The following is a 15699-nucleotide window of genomic DNA, read 5'->3' on the forward strand; positions in this document are numbered from 1 at the left end:
AGATGCCTAGATATCTCTACCATTTTATCCTCTCTTTTAGAATGAAATAGCCCTGGATATAGACACCTATCCAGAATATCCAGATCCCCGACTTCTTAAAGAAGTCGGGGATCTTAATTTAAATCATCTCAAAAGCTAAATTATGACTTTTGAGAAAATTGTGAGTAAAATGATCTACTATATTTGTATCACTCAATTCTAAATTGTAAAAATCTACAAACTCATGATCAAAATATGGTCCTGCGTGCCAAGTTCCTACACTTAATTTAATAAAACAATTTCCTGGAATCCGAAAAGCTGCAAGTTTTGATAATACAGGTTCATTCATCTCATTATCAGGTGGACAAACTGCCATTAACCAATCTTTACCATCCAAAGAACCTAAACATTGAGTACATTGGATATGACGAGTAATTTGGTGAAATTTCCGTCCGTTTTTTTGCAATCGCATAATATAAAAACGGGGAATACCATTTTGTAAATTTAACTGTGCATCTTCTTGATCAAAATTTTTCCCATCATTACTTGCATATATTACCTGTCCATAAGGTTGAAAATTTTCTGGTGTAATCAATTGAGATGGTAGTTCTTGTATTGTTGATAATGCAGTCATAACTTATTTAAGTAGGTTGGCGTTGAAAATTGTCGTTATGGCAAGGCAAGAGGCAAGAGTAAAGAGGTTTTGGGCGATTTTACGTTTCTTTACACAGTTTGGTTTTATTGTGTTCACCTACTTACTTGATAGTTTACAGACAATCTAATAAAGCCTGTTTAAATTCTGCTGCTGTTTGGAAATAAATTTGCGGTTTTTCCTGCAAAGCTAAATCTATCACCTTTGCCAACTTTTGGGGAATACCATGATGACGCTGAAGAATAGGAACAGGGCTGTTTTGTAAAACTGATAACCAAGGATCACCTGTAAAATTACGTGGAAAATATCCTGTTAGCATATTATATAAACAGGCTGCTGTTGCCCAGATATCAATTTCCGGTAATTCGTCTTTAAAATTTAGTACCTGTTGACGGGGCATAAATGCAGGTGTTCCCATCTTTGTCCCGGTTAAAGTTTGTCCGCTTAATCCAGCTAAATCAAATGCTTTGGATAAACCATAATCGCCTATTTTTACAACTATTTTATCGTTAATTTTACTGATAAAAATATTATTTGGTTTTAAGTTTTGATGAACTAAACCCTTACCTTTAGTGATGATACCATCAACTGATTTAATATGAGGAATTTCGACTTGATGGGCATATATTAAACCATCGAGAACTTGTAAGGTTATCTCTACGGCAATATCCACAGGTAAACGCCACCCTGATCTTTGCATGAAGTCCCAAACATTACCCCCTGAAAAATATTCCATTGTGAAAAAGAAAGTATTTTCCACAAAGCCATAATCTAACAATTGCACAATATTAGGATGTTGTAAAACTTTGATGTTTTCTGTTTCTCTCAAAAACATTTCTATGCCCTGTTTTTGATTGGCAACCGCAGGTAACATAATCTTAAGAGCGATGAATTTTTTGGTTTGAATATGCTTGGCTGCAAATACTTCGGCAAAGTCACCTTTACCTAATGATTTGGTTAAACTATAGCCAGAGATACCCTGAAGACTAGTATGACCACTTTGAGATAAATTGATCAGTTTTTTAGCAACGGTTAAAAAATTCTGTTGTTCGTTTTCTTCGGGGACAGGTAAATCTGGTGTTTTGTTTAATTGATCTTCTACTTGTACGCCAATTTTAAAAAGAATATCACCCAATTTAATTTCATCACCGTCTTGTAAGTTGTATTCGGGAAAGCTTAATTTTACAGCTTCTTGGGCTGGTTGTTGCCTTTGTCTTTGGCCAATTTTTTTACCGTTTACAAAAGTACCATTTAAACTTCCTAAATCTCGCACACGAATATCTGGAGGGTTAATATCAAGTAAACAGTGATATCGGGAAATGGTCATATCCACCTTATCAGCTATTTGCAAGTTGCAGTCATCGTTTCTGCCAACAATACAAGTGCTGCGAGATTCAAAAACATATTGTTTTTTAGAAAGTTTACCCTGTGTGATGGTAAGTGTAATTTTAGATGGCATTTTTAATAATTAATAATTCAAACTTGAACTAGTACCGCAAGGCGGAAGTCAAAAGTCAAAAGTCAAAAGCAATATTGGGTAAGCTTTTTGGTGATTGAGAATGGTTATTTTATTTACGCCGTGCTGTACTAGTGCTTATGGGAAGTTAATTTCTATAGCATAACAGATTCATGAATGCTTAGATTATCATTGGATAAGTTATAAATTATACTCGAAAGTTACTCGCATATATTTATAGCAACGGACAAGGCGATTAGGACATCTACCAATGCTAAAACTTAGACACTAAGAGACTTTTAGCACTGTCACCTGCTATAGTTAAAGCTAAATTATAAAAAAGGGAGAAGAAAAAATATATTTCTCTCCCTAATTTTTAATCAGTAGAACTTAGATTTTACCAATACTGTGTAGTCCTAAAATAATACCTGCTCCCAAAATATGCCCAAAGGAAGCAGTTGCTAATACCGCAGGTAAACCAAAACCACCGAAAAATTGAGGTGCTGGTAATTCTGGTTTAGCGTTAGGATGCTCAATAGTAAATTTGCCAACAGCAATAGCGAAAATATTGGCAATAATCATAATTATGCCAATATTAGGACTCCATTCTAGGGGTGTGGTGGCTGTAGCTAGTAAGATTGAAGTCAACATCTGGTTTACTCCTGATATTTTCGGATGCTTGACAATATCATCCAAATATTGAGTAATAAAAATCTATATAATTGCTTACTTTGTAGCAAGTTTTAACATTTGTTTTCACTTCTTAATAGAAACAAGTGCTGTAATTAAGCATAATTTTTGATATTTGCCGCTGTTTTGATGGTATCTGGAATGGCTGGTAATTGCTAAAATAAGGGTAATTATTTTCTGGATTGATCATGTCCTCAACTCTTGATTCCTTACCGCCGGCACTAAATAAAATCGTTCACCGCTTTCAACGCGCTACAGAACCTAAACGACGTTATGAGCAGTTGATATGGTATGCTCAAAAGCTACAAGAGTTCCCTGAAAATGGGAAAATTCCCGAAAATAAAGTTCCAGGTTGTGTTTCTCAGGTGTATGTTACGGCATCATTAAAAGATGATAAAGTCATGTTTCAGGGTGATTCTGATTCCCAGTTAACGAAGGGATTGTTGGCTTTATTAATAGAAGGATTAAATGGATCAACACCTACGGAAATAGTCCAGCTTACTCCTGATTTTATTCAAGAAACTGGCTTAAATGTGAGTTTGACTCCTTCCCGCGCTAATGGTTTTTATAATATCTTCAAAACGATGCAAAAAAAAGCTTTGGAATGTAAATTAGAAAATTAGTTGTCGATTATTTTCTCTTTTTGCTAACTGAGTGAATGGGCGCAGGCCCTGCGCCCCTACCTTATGACTTCTAGTATAGAGATTTGGCAATACTAAACATGATCAATTATGCGCCTTCTGAGCGATCGCTTGTTTGACTAGGAGAGGATTCATAAAGGGCATCTAACTGTTCCCGTGCATCCTCAAGATTAATTGAACGCATGACTAACAGTGGTTCTTTAATCATGTTACCTGCGCTGTCTAACAATTCGGGATGGGAAACATACTGCTTTCTAGACGCATAATAACCAAAGCCACCTTGTGATGATTGGTTGGCTGGATATGTTCGTTCTCTATCGAAACTGAACATGATCAGATTCCGAATTAAATTACCGACGGCCATAAATGCCAAAACGGTGAAAGCTAAAATATAAAGTAGATGTAGCATTGACTTTTCCTCCAAAACAGTACAGGTTAAAATGTTATTTCGTAAAACTTAAAACTCCGCAAATAAATGCTTCGCGGTAAAAAAGAATGTAAAATTCCTTACTTTTGCGCCTATGTTATATGATGCAATCCTTATATTCTGATTAAGGTAACATGAGACACATTATTTTTTTATGAAAACAATGTTAAGAATTGTCTAATATCTTTACAATTTCCACTTCAGTTAGATTTTGCCAGGGATTGATCATTCCTTGGATTGACCTAAACGCATTCCTACACTCCAACATTCTGTAACCAATTGATGCCAAGGCATTACAGTTGCCATATCAATTCCCACTTGGTTTTCAGTTGCTATAAACAACATCCTTGTTGTGTTAAGTTCACATTGTGCATCTTTGATTCGTTTTAGTAAGTTTAGTTGCTCTTGTTCACTCATGAATTGGATTTTCTCATTTTCCAAGATTTGACGATATCGCTCAAACCAATATTGAAAATCTTCTAACAGGGGTTCTAAGACTGATTTCAGTAAATCAGCATTTGATAAATTCGAGTCCTCCATATATGAGAAGCATATTTCCTAATTCTTTTCTTATATTAACGTTATTTACGATTCTTAACAATCAGTTCATAACTTCCTACACCAAAAACTCTGTAACTTGCTATCTAAGGCATGATTATATAAATTTGGCAATAGTTTTGTAAAGCTCCTGGGAGGTAAGTGTTGATACCTCTAAAGGAAGAAATCAGAGAGTCAAGGAGTCAGGAGTCAGGAGTCAAGGAGTCAAGGAGTCAGGAGTCAGGAGTCAGGAGTCAGGAGGAAGAATAAGAAAGAAGAAAGAAGAAAGAAGAAAGAAGAATAGTTTTCACCAATGACTAATGACCAATGACCAATGACCAATGACTAATGACCAATGACCAAAAGCTTGTGATCAAGCTAAATTAGGAGAAACCATAGCCAGTGGACTATTATTTATTTTGTAAAGATATTTTTTGTCAAGTTTATTTTTAACACTTCGCCAAAAGTTTAACAGCCAATGTCGCCAAATCAAGAAACCCAAGCAGTTGAAAAAATCTATTTACCCCGTACCAGCGAGTCAGAAACTTTAAAAAAGATTCGTCACACAGCTTCCCATATCATGGCAATGGCAGTACAAAAGCTGTTTCCCAAAGCGCAAGTCACAATTGGTCCTTGGATTGAGAATGGGTTTTATTATGACTTTGATAGTCCAGAACCCTTTAGTGACAAGGATTTGAAAACCATTCAAAAAGAAATGGTGAAGATTATTAATCGCAAATTGCCCTTAATTCGGGAAGAAGTCAGCCGAGAAGAAGCACAACGCCGCATTGAAGCTATCAAAGAACCTTATAAGCTAGAAATTCTGGCTGACATTAAACAAGAACCCATCACAATTTACCATTTGGGAGATCAATGGTGGGATTTGTGCGCTGGTCCACATTTGGAAAATACCAGCGAAATTAATCCCAAAGCTATAGAGTTAGAAAGTGTTGCTGGTGCTTATTGGCGGGGAAATGAGAATAATGCCCAGTTACAGCGTATTTATGCTACGGCTTGGGAAACTCCTGAACAATTAGCTGAGTACAAACGCCGCAAAGAGGAAGCCCTGCGCCGTGATCATCGTAAACTGGGTAAGGAACTGGGATTATTTATCTTTTCCGATTTAGTCGGTCCTGGTTTACCGTTGTGGACTCCGAAGGGGACTTTGTTGAGAACGATTTTAGAGGACTTTCTCAAAAAAGAACAATTAAAACGAGGTTATTTACCTGTAGTGACTCCCCACATTGCCAGAGTTGATTTATTTAAGACATCGGGACACTGGCAAAAATACAAGGAAGATATGTTTCCTTTGATGGCTGAAGATGAGGAAGCAAGAGCGATAGAACAGGGTTTTGTCATGAAACCGATGAACTGTCCTTTCCATATCCAAATATACAAGAGTGAATTACGCTCTTATCGGGAATTACCGATGCGGTTGGCGGAATTTGGTACAGTTTATCGTTATGAACAATCGGGAGAATTGGGTGGTTTAACTAGGGTGCGCGGTTTTACTGTTGATGATTCTCATTTGTTTGTGACTCCCGAACAGCTAGATAGCGAATTTCTGAATGTTGTAGATTTGATTTTGAGCGTTTTCAAAAGTCTGCAATTAAAGAATTTTAAAGCTAGATTGAGTTTCCGTGACCCAGCCAGTGATAAGTATATCGGTTCTGATGAAGCTTGGGATAAAGCGGAAGGAGCGATTCGTCGAGCTGTGCAACAATTGGGAATGGAGCATTTTGAAGGAATTGGAGAAGCGGCTTTCTATGGGCCGAAACTTGATTTTATCTTCAGTGATGCTTTAGAACGGGAATGGCAATTGGGAACTGTGCAGGTAGATTATAATTTGCCTGAGCGGTTTGATTTAGAATATGTGGCTGAAGACGGTTCACGTCAACGTCCGGTAATGCTTCACCGCGCTCCTTTTGGTTCTTTAGAGCGATTAATTGGGATTTTAATTGAAGAGTACGCGGGTGATTTTCCCTTGTGGTTAGCGCCTGTGCAAATCAGGTTATTACCTGTTGGTGATCTTCAGTTAGATTTTACCAAAGAGGTGGCAGCGAGGATGGTTGCGTTAGGGATTCGGGCGGAAGTGGATTTGAGTGGCGATCGCCTGGGTAAGTTGATTCGTAACGCCGAAAAGGATAAAATACCAGTCATGGCGGTGGTTGGTGCGAAGGAAGTAGAAGCCAACAGCTTGAGTATCCGTACCCGTGCTTCTGGGGAATTGGGAGTCATAACTGTAGATGAGGTTGTGAATAAAATCACAGAAGCAATTACCAACTTTAGCAACTTTTAAAAAGGTCAGGGTTTAGCATTGCTAAACCCATACCTACATTAAATTATCAGGGAGACAAAGGAAAAAGATTTCAATCTCCTCAATCCTAAGCATAAAATTTATTTAGGTATATATTCCCTTATGCCAACCTGGGGTAAAAACTTATAAAGAAATTGTTAAAAAGTTTAGTACAATAACATTATTCACTGAATAAGTATTTTTTCCTATTGACATGATAGCGGATCATTTTCCTTGGCTTACCGCAATTGTCCTATTTCCCCTCCTGGCATCCTTTCTCATCCCTGTATTGCCCGATAAAGATGGCAAACTTGTTCGATGGTATGCACTGGGCATAGGTATTGCCGACTTTATTTTCATGTGTTATGCCTTTTGGCAGCATTACGATGCCAGTAATGCGAATTTTCAACTGGTAGAAAATTATGTTTGGATGCCTCAGTTGGGCTTAAACTGGGCTGTTTCTGTGGATGGTATTTCCGCCCCCTTGGTACTTTTGGCGGGATTTGTCACCACACTGGCGATTTTTTCGGCTTGGCAAGTTGACCGCAGACCAAAGCTGTTCTATTTTCTCATGCTTGTGTTGTATTCGGCACAGGTTGGGGTATTTGTTGCCCAAGACTTGCTGTTATTTTTCATTATGTGGGAAGTCGAACTGATTCCTGTATATTTACTAGTTTGTATTTGGGGTGGACAACGGCGACGCTACGCAGCTACAAAATTTCTACTTTATACCGCAGCGGCTTCTATATTTATCTTGGTAGCAGCCCTGGCAATGGGGCTATATGGCGGCGGAAATGTCACTTTTGATGTTGCAGAACTTGCCCATAAAGAATATCCTCTCACGCTGCAACTGCTACTATATGCGGGTTTGTTAATTGCCTTTGGCGTAAAATTGGCGATTTTCCCCTTACATACTTGGCTACCGGATGCTCACGGAGAAGCATCTTCTCCCGTATCTATGATTTTGGCAGGTGTGCTGTTGAAAATGGGCGGATATGGACTAATTCGCTTGAATCTTGACCTGCTTGCTGATGCTCATGTTTACTTTGCCCCAGTTCTGGCTATTCTCGGTGTTGTCAACATCATCTATGGTGCTTTAAATTCCTTTGCCCAAACGAATATGAAACGGCGTTTGGCTTATTCGTCAATTTCCCACATGGGTTTTGTATTGTTAGGAATTGCATCTTTCACCGATTTAGGTATCAATGGTGCAATGTTGCAAATGATCTCACATGGTTTAATTGCTTCAGTGTTATTTTTCTTGGCTGGTGTAACTTACGATCGCTCCCACACGATGATGATGGCAGAAATGGGCGGTATTGGTCAAGCTATGCCGAAAGTATTTGCTTTATTTACAATGGGGTCTATGGCATCTTTGGCTTTACCGGGCATGAGTGGCTTTGTGGGCGAACTTTCGGTATTTGTGGGCATCACAACTAGCGATGTTTACACTTCCACATTCTGCACCGTCACCGTCTTTTTAGCCGCTGTGGGAGTTATCCTCACACCTATTTATCTACTATCCATGCTGCGTGAAGTATTTTATGGTTCTGGTGCAGCCCTGATTTGCGATATTAACAATGCCGATTTAGAAAATCAGGAAGATGAAGGAACGGCTTGTTTTGGTACAGATTGCCTGTTACCAACGGAAACTGTATACACTGATGCCAGACCCCGTGAAGTATTTATTGCTGCTTCTTTTCTAGTCCTGATTATTGGTATTGGTTTCTACCCCAAGGTAGCTATGCAAATGTATGATGCGAAAACTGTGGCTGTCAATGCTCATGTTCGCCAATCTTATACCATTATTTCTCAAACCAATCCTCATATTTATGCGAGTGGATTCTTGAATCCCCAGATTCCAGCGAGTGAGTTAACTCCTGTTTTGGGAACTTTAAAATAGGTAACTGACGACTAACACAAAGTATGAAGAATATATCCTCTAGCGGTAGTTGGGGGATTTTTTCTTCAGCTTTTTGAATAGTTATCGAGTGACTGACTTTATCTCTAGGACAAAGAGAGTTAAGATACACAAGGTTTCCCAACTTTTTCTATAGAATTTTTGTACTAATTAAACTCATGAATGCTGCTACCTTAATTCGCTTGACATCTTTATCACTCATCGTATTTTTGGGACTGCTATCACCTACCTATGCTGAGGGAAAAAAGGGATCTAATCCTGTTAGTCAAGCAAAACCTGCTGAAAAACCAAAACCAACAGAACAACCAAAACCTGTTGATACGGATCAACCTAATACCCTGAGTCCCACAGGAACAAGTAATAATCTTTTAAGTATAGAGGGAGGCGATCGCTTGATGAAAGAATCAACCGAAGCCGTTTCTAGTCAAAACTATGGACTAGCAGCCAAAAAACTCCAAGAAGCCCGCCAAGTTTATAATCAATTATCCAGCTTTTACCAAGACCTCAACTCTAGTTTTGCAGGTATTGACATTCGCGCCGCCGATGCCTACCGCAAAAATGCCTTAACAACAGCCCAAAAGCGCGATGAAGCCACCTATCAATTAGCCCTAGTACATCGAGCGCAAAATCAGCCAGAATTAGCCATACCTTTACTAGTGCAAGTCATCAAAAGTCAAAACCCCACCAGAGAACTAGGCACAAAAGCATACCAACAATTATTTGAACTAGGTTTTGTAGATGTCCCCTTTCCGCGTCAAGGTAAAAAATAATCGGCAAATGCTAACAGGCAACAGCCAACCCCTACATATCTGTTAATAATAGAGAAGTAAGTTTTTCAGGAATGGCGATGATAAGTCCGCAACAGGTAGAGACAATGATCAAGGCAGAAATGCCAGATGCCCAAGTGCAAGTAAAAGACTTGACAGGTGGTGGTGATCACTATCAGGTAACAGTAGTTTCATCGCAGTTTGCAGATAAGGGACTGGTGCAACAACACCAACTCGTTTATGGCGCATTGCAACAAGCCATGTCCAGCGAAGCGATTCATGCTTTAGCACTTAAAACCTACACTCCCGAAGCTTGGCAAGCAACAAACTAATTTTAGATTTTAGATTTGGGATTTTGGATTAAAAAAACAAAATCTAAAATCGTATCAACTCTTGAATTTCAGTAACATAAGGAAATAACTAATCATGACCCCAGAAACCAAAGCAAGAATTGATAACTTGATCCAACAAAACAAAATTATGGTTTTCATGAAGGGCAACAAATTAATGCCCCAATGTGGTTTCTCTAATAACGTTGTCCAAATTCTCAATACATTAGGAGTTCCCTTTGAAACCCTAGACGTACTTGCAGATTCAGAAATCCGTCAAGGCATCAAAGAATATTCCAACTGGCCTACAATTCCCCAAGTATACGTTGATGGCAAATTTCTGGGCGGTTCTGATATTTTGATTGAAATGTACCACAACGAAGAATTACAACAGTTGGTAGAAGTAGCACTAGCTTCTTAAGATCATTTATTAGGTGTAGGTTGGGTTAAGGAACGCAACCCAACACCTGATCTCTATTAGCAAAAATTTCAAATTTATTTTTAAATATTAAATTATTTATTACTAATATTTTTTACCAAAACTATGAATAATAAAACGAAGATAGAAGATTGTGGTTATACATTCATAGGTTCAGCCGTTGATAATTTAGTTCGCCATTTTGAAGGTCAATCATCCCTACAATTATATCCTGACTTTCGAGAACGGCGAGAACGTGCCAATGAATTATTATTTGATTTAGTGGGTAAACAACCAGGCTTGTTTTATATTCGTCGTCAAGGCACAGGAAAAGAATCAGGAGAAGAGATTTGGGAACTAACTATAGCCACAGACCAAGATAACTTTCAACTTCCCAAAAAATTAAAAAAGCTAGGGAAAACTCTAGCATTTAAAGCTGCCATTCGTCAAGATGGACATGGCGGATTTAAAATTTTATCAGCTTATTTACTACATGAATTGCGGGGAAATATTGACGGCTATGCTTTACCCTATTGGTTGCGACTAAGCCCAAATCATCAACATCGTTTGGACATTCCTAAACCATTATTGGCAAAAATCAAAAATATGCCAATATGCGGCAATCATGTCCCCACAGAAGATCAACTTAAAGCCTGGAAAGCCTTCTTAAAAGTAGAAGAACGTATTGCTAAATCACGCCAATTTTGTGTATCTTTTTTGCTTGCTAACAATAGCTCAAATTCTCGACAAATCGCGTTAGAAATTAAAGTTAATTCAGCCACATTAGATGGTTCTGAAGAGAATATTTTAGGTGTGGATAATTTTTGGGAACGAGTCAAAAAAGCCAAAAACCAGGAAGTTAACTTTCTCGATTCCGTACCTACAGATAAAAATCGTCGCCACAGTCGTCAACTAGGAACTATTGAAAAAATTGATCAAAAACATAATCTTATTCATGTTCGCCTAGAACGAGAACTAATCGAATATATAGCCAAAGGTAATTATCAACTTACCAATAAAGGCTACTTATTTTTTGATGCTGCTGGAGACATCAAACAAATCGAACGTAAAGAAAAAGCCCTAGAACAATTAAGACAAGGACGCACTCAAAATCCCTACTTAGGTAACTTTTTATTCGACTCTTCTCAAGCTAGACCGATTATCAAAAGAATTAAACTTAACTCAAAAGACTTATTATTATCCTCCGCAAATACTGGACAAAAAGCCGCAGTTGAAAAAGTCCTTTCCGCAGATGATTTAGTGCTAATTCAAGGACCACCAGGGACAGGAAAAACTACCGTAATTGCGGAAATTTGCTATCAGGTAGCCTTACGTGGAGGACGGACATTAATTACCTCTCAAGCCAATTTAGCCGTTGATAACGCCCTCAGTCGCTTAGTTCACAATCCCGTTATTCGTGCTATTAGAAAAGGACGAGCCGAAAAAGTGGGAGAGGAAGGACAGCCATTTTTAGAAGATCAAGTAATTGGTACATGGCTACAAAATACCGCCACTGACTGTGAAAATAATCTCAGTCAACGTCACGAAAATATAAAAATTCTCAATCAATTATTACTGTTATTACCACGATTCACTGACTATTTTCTGGCAGAATCAGAAATCAACCAGCAACAGAATGAACTCAAAACTGAAAAACAAAATTTAGAAGCAGCTTATCAAAATCAACAGCTTGAATATCAGCAAACATTAATCAAGAAAAAAGAAATTGAATATTTAATTACTGGGTTAGAAAATATCCTAAAAAATCCCACAAATATAGATTGGGAATCTTCAGAAATCAACAATTTTCTACCACAAATTAAACCTTACACAGAAAATAACCAACAAGTAGAAGATTTTCGAGAAAATGTGCGTCAATCTATCAAATGTATTGAAGAACTGGGTTTTGTCCGTCCAGGTTTTGGTGCATTTGGGTTAGCGGTTTGGTTACAGGAAAATATCACAACTCATCTTTCTGAATTTAAACCAGGATTAAAAAATGCTAATGATGTCGGTTTAGCTATTTCCGAAGTAGCAAAATTAGTTTATATTTTCCAACAGCATTCTGTATCCTTGGAGAAATTAGAAACAGATTATCAAAAATTTAATAACCAAAACGATTTACAGCCAACCATCCAAATTTGGGAAAATCGCAAACGGGAAATTGATTATATTATTGAAGCCATTGTCGAATGGAAATCTACAGCTAACAATAACTTATATCAAGTCTTAAAAGAATGTCAACAATCTAATTTAGTTTTAACAGAAAATATGGTAGATTTACCATTAGGTTTATTGATGTTTGCCAAGACATTAAAATTAACTATTGTTCCTAAAAATTATCAAATCAGTTTACCCGATTGGGGAGTATTAACAAAAGCCATAACTTATGAAATAGAAGGTAACTTTACAGATAGAAAAGGTAAAAAACATGATTTTAGTTATTTTTTACAGCAAAGTTTTAGTCAAATTCCTATAGTATTATCAAAACCAGATCAAATTCAATGGCAAACAACCTATCAAAAACTCCAAAATTATCAACTCCTCAACCCTAAACAGCGAAAATTGCTAGTTGAAAATACGCAAGTCTTTTTAATTAGATTGGAAAAAACTTATGGTAATTCCTTTGAATGGAACAATATTGAAGCTACTCTTACCCGCATTACCCAAGAATTACTAGATATTATCTTAGTTCATGCCCGTCAATGTGTTTTAAGAGTTAAAACTGAAGCTGAACAACAATTACAAATCTTACAACAGCAATTTCAAGAACTTCCGCAAAATGCAATTTCTTCAGAACAAATATCTGAAGCTAAATTTCAGGTAAAAAAAAGCAAAGAAACTGCTAATTTAAAACTGGCAGAAGTTATTAATAACTTACAAGCAATTCATAAACAGCAAAATATCCCTGCACCATTAAGGATTCTTGCAGAAAAATATCTGACTAGACAAGCAAATATTTGGGAACAACCACAGGAATTTTCTCAGCAAGTTAAGTTTTGGGAAAATCGTGTTAACGAAGTGGAAACTCTGATTTCCTCATTAGCACCTTTTACGATTTTAGAAAATATTAAAAACTCTTTAAATCAGGAGTTTATCAATTTGCAAGCAGAAGCTAATCTTTATCAACAAGAAATTGCAGAATTGCAAATAAAAATATCTGATTTAGAACAGCAATTACAATTACAGTTATCAGATAGTTTAATTAGCGAACGAAATTGGTGGCAGTCAATTTGGCAAACAATCCCAGATAAATTCAAACCAGAATTACCTAATGATAATTTATTTGATTCTGACTGTTTATGCAGTATTCAAAATAAATTTAAGTCATGGAAACGACAGCTAAAAAGTGAAGAAAATTATTTGCAAAAATATCAAAACTTTGTGCAAGATTGGGTTGCAAAACTTCGTCAACCTTCAGAACAAGATAGTAAAGATTTAAGGGGAATTTATTTAGATAATGCTAATGTTGTCGGGATTACTTGCGTTCAAGCAGCAAATTATAATTTCTCAGAAGAATTTCAATCTTTTGATGTTGTAATTATTGATGAAGTTAGTAAATGCACTCCTCCAGAATTGCTAATTCCGGCTTTGAAAGGTAAAAAATTAGTCATGGTAGGAGATCATCGGCAATTACCACCTATGCTTGATACTAGCACTGTGGAAGAAGTTGCGAAAACTATGGGTAATACCAGAGAAGAATTGCAATTTTTAGAAGAGTCATTATTTAAAAGTCAGTTTGAAACCGCTGATAAAAGCATTAAAAAAATGCTGAATACTCAATATCGAATGCACCCGATGATTATGGGCGCAATCAATCAATTTTATCATGGTAAATTGGAATGTGGGATTTTAGAACCTGACACAAAACGCGCTCATAATTTAGCAGGGGAAATTATTCAACCGTATCATCATCTATGTTGGGTGAAAATGCCTAGAGAAAATGAATTTCAAGAAGAACGCAATGGCACTTCATTTTTGAATACTAAAGAAATTGATGTAATTGAAAGTATCTGTCAGCAATTTGAGCAAGTTTGGGTGAATAAAGTTGCAAATGGAGAACCAAAAAAAGAAATAGCTGTAATTACATTTTATGGTGCTCAATTAAGGAAAATTGATGAACGGTTGCAATCTGAACTTTTCCCTTCTTTACAAATTAGAACGGGTACAGTTGATAGATTTCAAGGTATGGAAAGACCGGTAGTAATTGTCAGTATGGTGCGGAATAATCAGCAAGGAGATGTGGGATTTGCAAATAAACCAGAACGGGTGAATGTGGCTTTTTCCCGCGCTCAAGAATTATTAGTAATTGTCGGTTGTCACGATTTATTTACAGCTAAACCCGGTACAGTGGGTAATATGTATTCTGAAGTTGCCAACACTGTTAATTATCATGGAGGTTTTATTGATGTTTCCAGCTTCTGTAGTTAAACAGATTGATGAAAATCTAAAATATATAGTGGAGAAAATTGAAGCTGAAAATTCTGGTTTGTTAGTTTTAGCTGCGCGTCAATTTGGCTATACCGTAATTCAAAATTCCTTAGAATTAACTATTAAAGAATCTCGCAAATTTAATGTCTTAGAAGAGTTTATTATTCGTGCTGGTGTGGAGTTTAATCCCCCTCCTACAGCTAATGATTTAGCATCTATTTTAGGACTAGATTCTATATTTGTTAAAAGTACAATTTCTAATCTACAATCTTTACAAACTCTAGCAGATACATCTCAAATCACTGTCACAGCAGAGGGGAGTTTATTTTATGCACAGGGTTCTGTACCTAAACCTCCATACTCTATTCAAATTTATGCAATTACTGATAATTTAGCAGGGAAAATTACATTTCAATATGAGTCATTAGAAGATGTTGTAATTAAGCAGCCAAATTTAGCAGAATTTGTGAATATAGAAGCGAAAATTCCCGCAATTTCTAGGTTACAACTTGCAGATATTCAGGAAATTATTCAATCTTGCAATTTACCTCTTCATATCCCCACAGAAGGTAAATTTGTGACTGATTTTAAAGTGAAAGGTATTGCACAAACTATTGAGAGAAATATATCGCTGTTTGTGATTTTTGATGAAAATCTCAATAAATTAAATATCGAAATCAGAAGTGGTAAGGAAATTTTAGAAGCTGCTACCAAGAAGATTGAAGAATTGTACAATGAAAAAAAGATATCCTTAGAAGAGTTGTGTCAATTATCTGTAAAATCAGCACCTCTATAGCTTCGGTTAAGTTTTTATTAGGAAAAAATGGTTAGATATTCAATACCTTGTCCAAATTGAAAAAGTCTTAATTTGTAGGTTGGGTTGTTCGCGTTAGCTTTGCGAAGCAATCGGTACAACACCTAATAAATGTGTTGGGTTGCGCTGTCGCTTAACCCAACCTACTAAAAATGGACAGGGTATTGATATTCAATTTAAATTGAATTTAAATTCAAAACTTATGTAAATAATAATGTATTATTAATCTGCTCTTAAATATAAAATGTTTTAATAGTTTTTTAAATTGACAAATAAACAAAAAAATTCGTAGTTTTTCACTCTCCCCCCACTTTCGAGAGTTTATAGGGTAGGTAGAAGTA

Annotated in this window: 13 protein-coding genes; 8 read left to right on the plus strand and 5 right to left on the minus strand. The window is 36.6% G+C overall.

The features are described from left to right. Positions 1-118: 118 nt before the first annotated feature. The 3 genes from FJR05_RS15945 to psaK all read right to left on the minus strand — a co-directional run bounded on the left by FJR05_RS15945 (position 119) and on the right by psaK (position 2738). Positions 119-613 carry an ureidoglycolate lyase gene (locus FJR05_RS15945; protein WP_168645004.1) on the minus strand — a complete coding sequence of 165 codons (495 nt, stop codon included), beginning with the start codon at positions 611-613 and terminating at the stop codon, positions 119-121. Between the two features lie 133 nt (positions 614-746). After that, positions 747-2090, minus strand: coding sequence for a protein kinase (locus FJR05_RS15950; protein ID WP_168645005.1), 1344 nt, complete (start codon positions 2088-2090; stop codon positions 747-749). Between the two features lie 387 nt (positions 2091-2477). Beyond that, entirely contained in the window at positions 2478-2738 is a 261-nt protein-coding gene (gene psaK / locus FJR05_RS15955) for a photosystem I reaction center subunit PsaK (RefSeq protein WP_168645006.1), read from the minus strand. A gap of 227 nt (positions 2739-2965) precedes the next feature. Here psaK and FJR05_RS15960 point away from each other — a divergent pair, with 227 nt between their 5' ends. Continuing rightward, complete coding sequence (locus FJR05_RS15960; protein ID WP_168645007.1) at positions 2966-3400, plus strand: SufE family protein; 435 nt, start codon at positions 2966-2968, stop codon at positions 3398-3400. Between the two features lie 106 nt (positions 3401-3506). Here FJR05_RS15960 and FJR05_RS15965 read toward each other — a convergent pair whose 3' ends face one another. Both FJR05_RS15965 and FJR05_RS15970 read right to left on the minus strand, forming a co-directional pair. After that, entirely contained in the window at positions 3507-3827 is a 321-nt protein-coding gene (locus FJR05_RS15965; protein WP_168645008.1) for a DUF2973 domain-containing protein, read from the minus strand. Positions 3828-4070: 243 nt separating this feature from the next. Continuing rightward, a complete protein-coding gene (locus tag FJR05_RS15970) occupies positions 4071-4385 on the minus strand; it encodes a DUF2605 domain-containing protein (RefSeq protein WP_168645009.1) in 315 nt (104 codons plus the stop codon). A gap of 475 nt (positions 4386-4860) precedes the next feature. On the opposite strand from FJR05_RS15970, the gene thrS reads away from it, so the two are divergent. The 7 genes from thrS (at position 4861) to FJR05_RS16005 (ending at position 15340) form a co-directional block, all read left to right on the plus strand. Further along, entirely contained in the window at positions 4861-6681 is a 1821-nt protein-coding gene (gene thrS / locus FJR05_RS15975) for a threonine--tRNA ligase (RefSeq protein ID WP_168645010.1), read from the plus strand. Between the two features lie 211 nt (positions 6682-6892). After that, complete coding sequence (locus FJR05_RS15980; RefSeq protein WP_168645011.1) at positions 6893-8581, plus strand: NAD(P)H-quinone oxidoreductase subunit 4; 1689 nt, start codon at positions 6893-6895, stop codon at positions 8579-8581. Between the two features lie 167 nt (positions 8582-8748). Next, positions 8749-9369 carry a hypothetical protein gene (locus tag FJR05_RS15985; RefSeq protein ID WP_371416902.1) on the plus strand — a complete coding sequence of 207 codons (621 nt, stop codon included), beginning with the start codon at positions 8749-8751 and terminating at the stop codon, positions 9367-9369. A 77-nt stretch (positions 9370-9446) separates the two neighbouring features. Beyond that, entirely contained in the window at positions 9447-9698 is a 252-nt protein-coding gene (locus FJR05_RS15990) for a BolA family protein (protein WP_168645013.1), read from the plus strand. A 94-nt stretch (positions 9699-9792) separates the two neighbouring features. Beyond that, positions 9793-10116, plus strand: a complete 324-nt coding sequence (grxD, locus tag FJR05_RS15995) for a Grx4 family monothiol glutaredoxin (protein WP_168645014.1) — start codon at positions 9793-9795, stop codon at positions 10114-10116. Positions 10117-10239: 123 nt separating this feature from the next. After that, positions 10240-14544 carry an AAA domain-containing protein gene (locus FJR05_RS16000; protein ID WP_168645015.1) on the plus strand — a complete coding sequence of 1435 codons (4305 nt, stop codon included), beginning with the start codon at positions 10240-10242 and terminating at the stop codon, positions 14542-14544. Next, entirely contained in the window at positions 14522-15340 is an 819-nt protein-coding gene (locus tag FJR05_RS16005; RefSeq protein WP_174783730.1) for a hypothetical protein, read from the plus strand. The genes FJR05_RS16000 and FJR05_RS16005 overlap by 23 nt, the downstream gene beginning before the upstream one ends. Positions 15341-15699 lie beyond the last annotated feature (359 nt).

The sequence above is a fragment of the Dolichospermum sp. UHCC 0259 genome, assembly GCF_009711935.1.
In the GTDB taxonomy this organism is placed as follows: Bacteria; Cyanobacteriota; Cyanobacteriia; order Cyanobacteriales; family Nostocaceae; genus Dolichospermum.